9 protein-coding genes are annotated in these 11565 nt (G+C 56.3%); 4 read left to right on the top strand and 5 right to left on the bottom strand.

The features are described from left to right. Nucleotides 1-3 precede the first annotated feature (3 nt). The 4 genes from ACR0EO_RS15715 to ACR0EO_RS15700 all read right to left on the bottom strand — a co-directional run bounded on the left by ACR0EO_RS15715 (nucleotide 4) and on the right by ACR0EO_RS15700 (nucleotide 4079). Nucleotides 4-1311 (bottom strand): hypothetical protein, encoded by a 1308-nt coding sequence (locus tag ACR0EO_RS15715; RefSeq protein WP_480691447.1) that lies wholly within the window; start codon nucleotides 1309-1311, stop codon nucleotides 4-6. Between the two features lie 32 nt (nucleotides 1312-1343). Beyond that, nucleotides 1344-2747, bottom strand: coding sequence for a flippase (locus tag ACR0EO_RS15710; protein ID WP_480691446.1), 1404 nt, complete (start codon nucleotides 2745-2747; stop codon nucleotides 1344-1346). Then, nucleotides 2744-3466, bottom strand: a complete 723-nt coding sequence (locus ACR0EO_RS15705; RefSeq protein ID WP_480691445.1) for a hypothetical protein — start codon at nucleotides 3464-3466, stop codon at nucleotides 2744-2746. The genes ACR0EO_RS15710 and ACR0EO_RS15705 overlap by 4 nt, the downstream gene beginning before the upstream one ends. Before the next feature lie 235 nt (nucleotides 3467-3701). Next, a complete protein-coding gene (locus tag ACR0EO_RS15700; RefSeq protein WP_480691444.1) occupies nucleotides 3702-4079 on the bottom strand; it encodes a MarR family EPS-associated transcriptional regulator in 378 nt (125 codons plus the stop codon). 730 nt (nucleotides 4080-4809) lie between these two features. Between ACR0EO_RS15700 and ACR0EO_RS15695 the strand changes: the two genes are divergently transcribed. The 4 genes from ACR0EO_RS15695 (at nucleotide 4810) to ACR0EO_RS15680 (ending at nucleotide 9931) form a co-directional block, all read left to right on the top strand. Continuing rightward, nucleotides 4810-5475 (top strand): sugar transferase, encoded by a 666-nt coding sequence (locus ACR0EO_RS15695; RefSeq protein WP_480691443.1) that lies wholly within the window; start codon nucleotides 4810-4812, stop codon nucleotides 5473-5475. Between the two features lie 399 nt (nucleotides 5476-5874). Continuing rightward, on the top strand, nucleotides 5875-7887 hold the full coding sequence (locus tag ACR0EO_RS15690; protein WP_480691442.1) for a YjbH domain-containing protein: 2013 nt from the start codon (nucleotides 5875-5877) through the stop codon (nucleotides 7885-7887). Beyond that, nucleotides 7884-8519 (top strand): YjbF family lipoprotein, encoded by a 636-nt coding sequence (locus ACR0EO_RS15685; RefSeq protein ID WP_480691441.1) that lies wholly within the window; start codon nucleotides 7884-7886, stop codon nucleotides 8517-8519. Before ACR0EO_RS15690 ends, ACR0EO_RS15685 begins: the two co-directional genes overlap by 4 nt. After that, the gene (locus ACR0EO_RS15680) at nucleotides 8516-9931 is read left to right on the top strand and encodes a polysaccharide biosynthesis/export family protein (protein WP_480691440.1); all 1416 of its coding nucleotides are present in this window, start codon (nucleotides 8516-8518) and stop codon (nucleotides 9929-9931) included. The genes ACR0EO_RS15685 and ACR0EO_RS15680 overlap by 4 nt, the downstream gene beginning before the upstream one ends. 130 nt (nucleotides 9932-10061) lie before the next feature. On the opposite strand, the gene ACR0EO_RS15675 is transcribed toward ACR0EO_RS15680, so the two are convergent. Beyond that, nucleotides 10062-11510, bottom strand: coding sequence for a mannose-1-phosphate guanylyltransferase/mannose-6-phosphate isomerase (locus ACR0EO_RS15675; RefSeq protein ID WP_480691439.1), 1449 nt, complete (start codon nucleotides 11508-11510; stop codon nucleotides 10062-10064). Between the last annotated feature and the right edge of the window lie 55 nt (nucleotides 11511-11565).

The raw sequence follows: 11565 nt of genomic DNA, 5'->3' as shown, positions 1-11565 counted from the left end.
ATCTTAGGCTCTCGTTAACACCGTCTGTGTCTTCTCATTCGTGCGTGGCGCAGCATCAACGGCGTACGGAAAAGATTGTTTTCCACCTGCTCTTGAGGTCCTGCGGAGAGGTTTGGCGCGCCGCTCCAACCCTATGAAATGTAGCCCCAGATAAAACGGATAGGTCAGATAGCTCTGTCCATTGAGCTGGAGAACGATGATCAGAAAAATCAGGGTCCTAGACCAACGGAACACGCCAACTTGTCCTAATCCGACCCAGAACGACACCAGGAAAACCAACATACCTGCAAAGCCCATTTCTCGGATGTAACCACTAAACCCGTTTCCGGTGGCGTATCTGTCTAACCAAGGGAACAGGGAATAGAGCTCAGGGTCTGCCGGGCTCCAGCCGAAAACAGGACGTTGGCGAATGTGCTCCCAATCAAACAGCATCGCGCCGAAACGCGACAGTTGCCAGCCAGCCTCCATATTCACAGCGCGCAGATAAAGCTCTTGAATCTTGGGGCCCAGAAACTCGAGCTGCATCAGAAAACCAGATGCCGGTATCAATAACAGTAGGAAAACGACAACCCACAAAAGCCGGTTCACATGGTCGCCTCGCGCTTCGACCGCTATCAATGGCGAGACGAATAGAGCGAATGGCAAGAACAAATAACCAACTGTTGAAAAGGTGGTTAGGATCGCTACCACAAGGCAAATGCGCCACCGTTTGAAAACTGAAACGGGCAGATGAGACCGGATCGAGCCAAGCAGAACCAAAGCCACAAGCAGGTATCCTGAAAACGCTCCGGCTTCCCAAAAGATTCCGGCATTTCGGAACTGCGCTTCTCCGCCCATGAAATTATGTACAAGAATATTGACCCGCGGATTGACGCCACCAGGCTGTGCGCCAACGATGTCCGCGATCGGTTGTACGATTTCGTATAGTTTGACCCCGACTATTCCAAGCAGAACCGCCGGAACATAGAAAACCAAACTTAAGACCGCCAGCCAGACCATCACACGCACAAAAGCAAGGCGGAAGAACCGCACTGTGGCGATCACTCCGGCCCCGATGGTAAGCTTGACGATCATTCCAATTGGCGTAGTCAACGACACGTAATTCAAAAAGAGTGTCTGCATCAGTAGGATCAACGACACGCTCAACATGACCCACAAGAAGGTCCGTGTTTCGATCCCCCGCCGCATCGTGACCATCCGCAGGAAAACGGCCACAAACATTAGCAGGAGCAGCGGTTCCTGCCGCGGGCCAGTGGTGAATGCTTGGTTGCCCGAAAAACACATCAACAACAGGACAAAAACGTAGTCCATCTGTGTCGGCCGGTAGGGTAATGACAAGCCTTTCACTGACCACCCTCCGCGCTTGACGAATTTTGCCTTTCAGCGCTCGAAAAACGCGGCAACCAACACAACCAGAACCCATCGCGTAGGCGGATGGTCACTAGAACAGAGATATTCAGGATTGCCAGAGCGGCAGAAGTCGCAAGCGCTGGCCCCCAGAGCCCAAAATGAGGTGTCAGAACAACCGTCAGAACGATTGAAATGCAGGCGGCAAAGAACGTGATTTTAGCAACTTTGTGCTGCCCTCCGGTCATTGTGAGATATGGGTTGGTCGCACCGGTAAGCGCGGCCACCGCATGCCCTAAAAGCAAAATCACCAATAGCGACGAAGCCTGCTCAAATTCCGGGCCGAATGCAGTCTCGATCAACCACCTCCGCGCAAGAAAGAGCACGGCCACAATCGGCACTGTTGTCCAGAATATAAGATCGCTGACCTGACGCGCATATCGGCGCATCTCACCAGGGTCGCCCGAACGGCGCCGAGCAAGTTCAGGCTGAGCAATTAAGCTAACGGATATCAGGGCGAAAGACGCCAATACCGAGGTACGATGAGCAACCGAGTACACGCCAATTTCAGATGCAGGTAAGAAAAGCCCCGCCATAACGATATTGCCCTCTGTGAGGAGCACTGTCGAAAGCGTTGCAATGGCGAATGGAGCACCCAACTTCACTAGACTGGGCAGGGACGGCGTTTGAAGAGCCTGCCTCGGGCGCGGAGAGGTTTCGCCAGACGAAGAGACTGACATCCAGCCTAGCCGGACTAGGCTGACGCTAACCGCTGCGACACCCGTTGCACACAAGGCGATGGCTAGCGAAGCGCTGGGAACCAAGACGGCCGTGTTGGCGACGCTCCCCCAGATGCCCACCATCGACAAGTTAAGGATGACAGGCATGATGAGTAGCGCGCAAAACACAGGCGCGGGAACCAACGCACGGCTGGTATTCACCGAAAACTCGACAAAGCTGCGACCAACCAGAGCAAAGCCAACAATAAATATCGCTGCTGATGAGCTGGTCCAAACAGGGTCGGGAAAGCTCTGTCGCAGTAAGAACGCTGCTGGTCCGGCTAAAGCGAGAGAGGTCACCAAAACCAGAGTAAGCGATCGCACGTAAAGTTGGCGTCTTTCGACGCCGTCAAAGCCAGAACCCTTATGAGACAGTTCACGAACCAGAAACGTGTTTTGCCCAAGAACAGCAAAGGTGCCAAATACGAGGGCCGATGAATTTACTAGCGCCACAAACCCAGTTGCCGAAGTGCCATACCAACGCGCCACAATTATCGTCACGACGAAGCCGAAGACGAGCGCGAGGATCCGGGTGGCGAACACCAAGGCAGAACTGCGGAGAAGACCACCGCTAAATCGGGAGTTTCCTGCAGGTGGGGTTGGTGATGCCGCTTCGGTCATCTGGCCTCCTGAGGCATCCCAAGGCTCTTTTTTGCACTACCGTTGGTCAGAACCGGAGAAAGCGAGGCCACGTGGGCGTCAATTTCGGCGTAGGTGGCCTTTAGTTGGTCACCTGTTTCCCCGAGATCCAAACCTTTGCTTTCACGCGCACGACGCTCGGGTAAGCGCACTTGTAGACCTACAAACTTCGACAGTGCCTCTTCGGCCCCCGAGGTCCACAAATCTTCGTAACGAAGGGCCAGAACCGGTACGTCCTCACAAGACAACCAAGCGTCAAGCTGTTCGCCAAACCGCAAAACGTCATTGTTCGGAATGTCTTCGAAAACACCATCGGCTTGCAGGTGTTCTAAGTGTTCCTTGATCCAATCGCGCCCATAGGTGGTGTCGCACCGCAAAACACTGCGTGCTGCATCGCTCGCCGAACCAAACAGGAATACAACCAAAGGCCGCTCACCGGGTTGAAGACCATAGGGGAAATCATGTGTTTTGTAGACTCGCCCATTCCGGTAACGCTTAGCTCCTAGCCGCCATGCCGTATCGCGCACCAAACCACCAAGCTTGGGCGACCGGGTGCCAAATCGTTTCGCGGTCATACCTTCGACCAAGCTGTTGTAGATGAGCGTTGAGCCGGACCGCCCCATACTTGCCACCAAAATTGGCGGTTGTGTTGAGGGTAAAATGGCTTTCAGCAGTTCCCGAACAGTCGTTTTCAACATCATCCTTGTCTCATCTCAAACGGGCTTACCCGCACATTTGTCGCCCCAGAACGCTGCCCTTACACCTGAAACTGAAACCCTTGTCAGCAGTGAAACCCACTTAAAAGCTGCCTTGCTTTTCGGTTGCTCTCGCAGCCCAGATGCATATCCGACCCACCGCTCAATACTGCTGCGAACTTTGTGAAACACGTCCATTAAAACCACTGAAAATGACATATCGATAAAACGCACGCTGAAATCACTTTTTGAGTGCCGAGGCTTTTAGGGCGGAGAATTCTACTTCTGAGAGATCGCTGCTCAGTTCTTCAACCTCTGCTTTTATCATCTCGTATTCTGCTATCTTTCGGATCAGAAATCGCCGGGTCAGAGCTGCCCTCTCTGCAATGCCCTTTGGCGTCAACACATAGGCGTAGCGGCGCTTATCTTCTGAGGCTGTAAAGTTACCAAGCTTCACTAGGCCCTTGTCCACCAAGGCCTTGAGAACGTAATGCGTGCTGCCAGTGCTGATGCCGACTGCGGCGGCCAAATCGCGCTGTGACATTTCGGGGTTCTGCTCAAGAAGACGGAGCACTCGGAAACGGGTCTCGTCTTGAAATTTGCTAAGACTTTCCGTCACGACTTCAATGCTTTTAAGTTACCGCACAGCGACAGTCGCTCGTGCCTTGTTCTGATCTAAAAACGAGCGACGAAAGATTCGCTCATGCGCGAGCGATATCAGGTACATGCTAGCCCGTCTAGCGTACATGCGTTGCGCAACATTGGATTATTTTCCAGCGCCCAATAATCAATCAGAGCCGATGATTCCCGCCCCAAATTTTCCGCTTGTGAGCTGTTCAGAAAGGGGCAGTCAGCGCGGAGCTCAAGGCACTAAGCCCGAAGTAGATATCACAAATGCATGGCTATCGCGGGGAAAGAAGGACTTGGTTTAGAGAGGTTCGTCTTCCATTCGCCAAATGGTCTTCAACGACCCTTCCTTTGCGTCGATCTCCACGCTCGAACTTGAACCGAGAAGCAACCGAACAACCCCAATATTTGGCTTCGTCAAGCTCCGGACAAAAGAAGTCATGCCCAAACCGCAGAGGGTAGGAGGACCCATCAGCGCAAGCAGTTGGAAACCGCAGTCGCCCTCAATGCGCCCTGGCTGAAAGGTCGACAAGACCCGGGCTCATTTTTTGAGCGCCGCTATGTGACAATCCGGTGAAAAAGTTAAAGTTCAAGGCAATTTTGCCTCAAAATGGTTGACTAACTCACGGCTGCGTTACTAAACGATTAATATAAGATTTATGCAGGGTGGCTGCAATTCCTGCGTGTTTAACAATCGAAGTAGTTAAGGTTTTTCAGCAGTTATGTTTGATTTTGATTTGCCCAACCAGGAAGCCCGGGAATCTGCTGCTCTGTCGCGTTCTGCGGCCTCCACTTCTGGTGTCTACTTCACTCTGGCAAAGCGAGCGTTTGACCTTGCTGTAAGCGCGTTCGTTTTGTTACCGATCACGGTGATTTGTGGGGTAATCCTGCTCATCCTGAACCCTTTCTGGAACAAGGGGCCGCTGATCTTTGCTCAGGAACGAATGGGGCGCGATTGCGTTTCCTTTACCGCATACAAGTTCCGCACTATGCGTCCCGTCGAAAAGATAGAACGAAGCGCAGATTGCCCGCTTGAAGAGCACAGAATCACGCCGCTTGGTCGTTTTCTACGCAAATCCCGAATTGATGAGCTGCCGCAGATTATCAATGTTTTCAAAGGGGAAATGAGCCTGATCGGTCCTCGACCGGACTATATCGAACATGCCCGCATGTACCTGTCCCAAGTGCCTGGATATCAAAATCGCCACTTAGTGCGCCCTGGAATTAGCGGCTGGGCACAGGTCGAACTGGGGTATATCGAGGGCATTGACGCAACCACACGGAAAGTGGAAGCCGACCTGTACTATATCGCTAACGCCGGGTTGGCGATGGACGCGCGTATCGTTTGGAGAACCCTCGCCATCATGATCCGTCGGGCCGGTGCTTGATCGAAAGCTTGATCGGGTCTCGAAGCTTGGCCTTTTAAGATTTCGTCCACCGCTTCACGTAGTCGACCGAAGACTAAGTAAATAACGCCAAAATGGTACGGAGCAGAGAACGAACCCGCCCTTCACCTCTCGACTGAACTATGCATTCTTCAAGAGTATACTCTCTCTTTGGTTGTATTTAGTTACCTTTCAGAACTCACTAATTGCACTCATCGTTTGATTTTATTTTGTGTGATTTGTTGTTGCGATTGATTGGAGACAGTTTGGTTGGAATTGGTTAATCAGGCGCCAAGAAAAAAGCGATAACTTGACGTGAAGATTCGAGCGGTATCTGTAAGGTTGAAGGGCCTGATGGCCTTGGCGTGCACTGTTGCCACTGGCATGGCGCAGGCGCAGTCTGTGTCGACCTATGGCACGCCCGGCCTGTTGGAGATTCCAACGGCCGAGATGTTCGACGACGGCATGCTGGTCTTTACTGCGTCCGGGCTCCGCAATACCGGGCGCGCGACGATGACCTTCCAGATGCTGCCCTGGGTGCATGGCAGTTTCCGCTATGCGATGATCGACCAGCTGGATGGCCCCGGCAGCAAACGATACGACCGCAGTTTCGACCTTCACTTCCGGCTGCGCGAAGAGAGCAAGCACGGCCCGGCCATTGTGATGGGACTGCGCGATTTCGGCGGCACCGGTGTTTATGCTGCGGAGTACTTCGTGGCCACAAAAACCTTTCGCGATCGGTTCAAGCTGACCGGCGGCATCGGCTGGGGGCGCATGGCGGGGCGGGGCGCATTCTCGAACCCGCTGGGCGTATTCGGCAGCCGGTTCGACACCCGACCTGCCTCGAACTCGAACGGTCAGGGCGGTGAACTGGAGTTCGGCAACTGGTTCCGCGGTGACGCAGCCCTGTTTGGTGGCGCGAGCTGGCAATATAATGACCGACTGACCTTTCTGGCCGAGTACTCGCCCGACCTGTACACTCAGGAAGGCGACGGCGGCAGCTTCCGGGTCCGGTCCCCCATCAATGTCGGTGCGCAATACAGGTTCAAAAACGGCTCGCAGCTGACCACGTCCTTTCTCTATGGCACGTCACTTGGGCTGACCTACAGCTACTTCATCGACCCGCGCAAAGCGGTGACCCCTGGCGGACAAGGTGCCGCGCCGCCGCCTCTGCAGCCCAGATCCCAGGTTGCGGCCGCCACCGCCAACCGCGCGCCCGTCGACATCCGCGACCGGCTGCAGCGCGCGCTGGATCAGGAAGGGCTGCGGCTGGTCTACCTGTCAGAGAGCGGCGACACCGTCCGCGTCGGGATCGAGAACAACAGATATGGTCAGGCCGCCCAGGCGCTTGGGCGCACCGCCCGCGTGCTGGCAAATGAAGAACCCCCGCAGACCGAACATTTTGACATCGCGCTGATGTCGGACGGCGTGCCGCTCAGTGCGGTACGGGTCAATCGCGACGACCTGTATGAGCTGGAGCATGACCCCGACAACGCCTGGCGCAGCTTTGCCCGGGCCGAGGTCTCTGACACGATCCCGCTGGTGCAGGGCGGCATCCTCACCGACGCCTTTCCGCATTTTTCCTACCGGTTCGGACCCTACCTGAACTTCTCGTTCTTCGACCCCGATGACCCGCTGCGGTACGAGGTCGGGGCCGCGTTGGGGCTGGACTATACCCTGTTGCCCGGCTTCACCCTGTCGACCGAGCTGCGTCAGCCGATCCTCAGCACATTGGATGACAGCACCCGCATCTCGGATTCACCCCTGCCGCATGTCCGCTCGGACTGGGCAATCTACGCCCGAGAATCCAACCTGCGGGTCGAACATATGACCGCCGAGTATATGTGGCGGCCCGGAACCAACCTCTATGCCCGCACCACGCTGGGCTATCTCGAGACCATGTTTGGCGGGCTTTCGGGCGAGTTGCTGTGGTTTCCCGCCGACAGCCGTCTGGCCCTTGGGGTCGAGGCCAACTATGTCGCCCAACGCGACTATGACGTGCTGTTCGGCTTTCAGGATTACAAAGTCGCCACCGGGCATATCTCGGCCTATTACGATCTGCCGGGCGATTACCACGCGCAGGTGGATGTCGGGCGCTATCTGGCCGGCGATTACGGTGCCACCTTTGCGCTGGATCGCGAGTTCAACAACGGCTTCAAGGTCGGCGCCTTCTTCACCCTGACCAATGTCAGTTCAGAAGAGTTCGGCGAAGGCTCGTTCGACAAAGGCATCCGGCTGGAAATCCCCATCTCCTGGATGACCGGCCGCCCGTCGCGGAACAAGATCGCCCAGACCATCCGCCCGGTCCTGCGCGATGGCGGTGCACGGCTGAACGTACGCAACCGGCTTTACGGCGTGACCCGCGAAGCCCGGGCGCAGGATCTGTCCCGCGGCTGGGGGAGGTTCTGGCGATGAAGGCTGTACGCACTGCCCTGCTGGCCCTGGCGCTTATCTCCTGCGGCGAGGCACAGGAAGATGCCGATCTGCTGAAGGGCACGCTGTTTCCCAACACCCCCCGGTTCCATCCCCGTGCTGAGGCGCTTGGGGCGCGTCGCCCGATCCCGCCCCGGCTTGAGGTCGGCTTTCCCAGCCGCGATCTGGCCGGCATCATGCTGCTGGAGACCGAACGCACCGGGGTACAGACCTGGCTGACCGCGGATGGCGCCACAATCACGCTGGAACAGGGCATGCTGACCTCGGCCAAGGGCTTCGGCACTGGCCTGTCCGGATCGGATGTTCGCCAGAGCGCCCGCCTGATCCTGACCAACAACTCAGGCCATGCCGACCGGTTCCACAGCTTTCTCAACGGCAATGATGAGATCGAGCTGCACGCCTATAAATGCCGGATCACCCCCCTGGGTTCCGAGACAATTCTGCTGCGCGGCAACCCTGTTGCAACAGCAAAACACCAGGAAGACTGCTATGGGGTGGCCGAACGCTTCACCAACATTTACTGGGTGCAAAACAGCACCGGTCGGATCGTCCAGTCCTCGCAATGGACCGGCGACTTTCTGGGCAACATGTTCATAAAGGTTGTGCCCGAATGATAGGTAAGATTTTGAACAGCGGAGGACAGTTCGTGCGTCAAATTCCACTTCTGCTCAGTGCACTGGCCCTTGGCGGCCTGATCACTGGATGCTCGACCATCTACCGCAGCCCCTCCGTAACCGCCGGAGTGTCCGACGCCGGCAAGGTCCGCGTCGTACCTGTGACGCCAGAGACCGTCATGGTCGCCAACCGCTCGCCGTATTCGCCCAAAACCCTGCCTTCGGTGTTCGGGCTATCCGCCGGATCGGGTTCCTCTACCAGCCTGCGCGGCACAGGCCCCCTGCCCGAAGCCCCCTCGACTCAGGGCGGATCGCGCGCCGGGCTGCAGCTGGACCCGCCGCCGCAGGTGAACCCCGGCCCCTACACGATCGGCATCGGTGACGTGCTGGTTCTGTCCACACCTTCAACCCAGGGCACTGCCGGAGAGCTGTCAGGTCTGCTGGCCGCGCAAAACAGCCGCAACGGCTATACCGTGCAGGATGACGGTTCGATCAATATTCCCGATGTCGGCCGCGTCCGCCTGGTCGGCCTGACCGTGGACGAGGCCGAGGCGCTGCTGTTCCAGCGTCTGGTGGAGAACCAGATCGACCCCACCTTCAGCCTGGAAATCGCCGAGTTCAATTCCCGCCGCGTCTCGGTCGGCGGTGCCGTCGGCCAGCCCGGCGTTCAGCCCATCACCCTGACCCAGCTCACCCTGGGCGAGGCGCTTTCGGCCGCGGGCTCTGTCTCGGTCAGCGATATCGACAACTCTTCGGTCCGCATCTACCGCAACGGGCAGATGTATCAGATCCCGCTCGAGGATCTCTATTCCCGCACCGAACTGCAGAACCTCAACCTGATTGCCGATGACTCGATCTTTGTCGACACCGACTACGATCTGGATCGCGCCGAGCGTTACTTTGCCCAGCAGATCGCCCTGCGCGAGACCGTCCTCGAAGGCCGTCAGACCGCCCTGCAAGAGCTGAACGTGGCCGTCAACCTGCGCCGTGCCGATCTGGATGAGCGCCGCAGCAACTTCGTCCAGTCTATCGAGCTGGACGCCGTCGACCGCGATTACGTATACCTCACCGGCGAAGTCCGCACCCAGGGCCGCTATGCCCTGCCCTTCAACCACTCCGCCACACTGGCCGATGCCCTCTATGACACCGGCGGCGGCGTGGCCAAGGAAACCGGCGACGCCTCAGAGGTCTACATCCTGCGCGCCTCCCAGGACCCCCGAGAGTTCGGCGCCGTCACCGCGTGGCACCTCGATACCAGAAACGCAGCTCACCTGACCCTCGCCGCTCAGTTCCAACTGCGATCAAACGACATCATCTTCATCGCAGAAAACCCCGTAACACGATGGGGCCGAACCATCTCACAAATCACACCATCTCTCATCACAACCCCCATCAACGCAGCCGTAAACTAAAAAAACGCAACCATACTCAAAAAGGGGCGACGTCAAAACCAACGGCGTTGTGAAACAAAGCGAAAAGGGCGGTCAGATATGACCGCCCTTTTAAGAAATTCACGTTAACTTGGAAGTCGCCGCACCAGGCTTAGCCCTTTGCTCCCTGCCCGCGTGCGTATTTGTCCTCGTATCGGACAATGTCATCCTCACCCACGTAAGCTCCGGTCTGAACTTCAATCAAAACCATCGGTACTTTGCCGGGGTTTTCCATCCGATGAACTGCCCCCAGTGGGATGTAAACCGACTGGTTTTCCGTAACCAGCTGCTGGTGATCGTCGATTGTAACCCGAGCGGTACCCTCGACAACGATCCAATGCTCGGACCGGTGGAAATGGCTCTGAAGGCTCAGAGAGGCCCCGGGGTGTACCATAATCCTTTTCACCTGGAACCGATCACCAACAACAAGGCTTTCAAACCAACCCCATGGCCGGTGGTCTTTCGGGAACGCCGTTGCCTGAGGCGCACCTTTTTTCTTTAATTCGGTAACAGCCTTTTTAACATCCTGAGCACGAGATGAGTCAGCCACCAGAACCGCGTCATTCATGGCTACGGCGATGATGTTCTCCAGCCCGATCCCAACGACTTCCATCTGATCGCTATCTGAGCGCAACAAGGAGTTTTGGCAGTCGATTGCAGTGGCTTCGCCACTTGTCACAACACCGTTTTCGTCCGGGTTGCTTTCCCGCCACACTGCATCCCAGCCGCCCAGATCGGACCAAGCAGAGTCAAATGGAACAACGGACAGGTTTTCCGCCTTTTCCATAACCGCATAGTCGATCGAAATGTCTTCGGCGTGCCCCCAAGGCTCAGGGTTCAAACGCAGGAAACCCAGATCCGAAGTGGCGGTTTCTACTGCGGCTTTGACTGGTTCGATCAAATCAGGCGCGTGCTTTTTGAACGCAGCGATAATATCAGCAGCGCGGAACAGGAAAATCCCTGCATTCCATTTGAAATTCCCGGCAGCCAACATTTCTGTTGCACGAGCATGATCGGGTTTTTCAACGAACTGCTTTAGTGAAACGGGCGCGCCATCGCTGTCAGGAGCAGTTGCCAGTTCCAGATAACCATACGCAGTTTCAGCATGAGTGGGTGTGATGCCGAACGTAACCAACTGCCCTTGTTCGACGGCAGAGAGGCCGCGAGCGACAGCCGCTTGAAAGGCCGCTGCGTCGGGAACAACGTGATCAGACGGAGCGATGAGCAGGATTGCCTCATCGTTTTCTTCATAGGCCCGCAGTGCGGCGGCTAGAATTGCAGGCGCTGTGTTGCGTCCTTCGGGTTCAATAATGATCGTTCCCGGATCAATACCAGCAGCTTGGAGCTGTTCTGCTACGATGAAACGGAAATCCGAGTTAGTCAGCACTACGGGTGCTGCGAATTTCAAGTGTTCCGTCCGACCGGACAAGCGCCTTGCCGAAGCCTGGAAGAGCGTTTCCTCTCCTACAAGTGGCACAAATTGCTTGGGATAACTCTTGCGCGATAGTGGCCAGAGCCTTGTGCCGGAACCTCCGCAGAGGAGAACTGGTGTGATCATCATTAAAAGCTCGAAATCTGTTCTTCTATAATCCGGTCCTATTGAATGTGTTTTAAAG

The sequence above is a fragment of the Ruegeria sp. BE9 genome, assembly GCF_056538765.1.
Note: the sequence above shows the minus strand (reverse complement) of the source record. Positions and strands in the feature narration are given on the sequence as shown.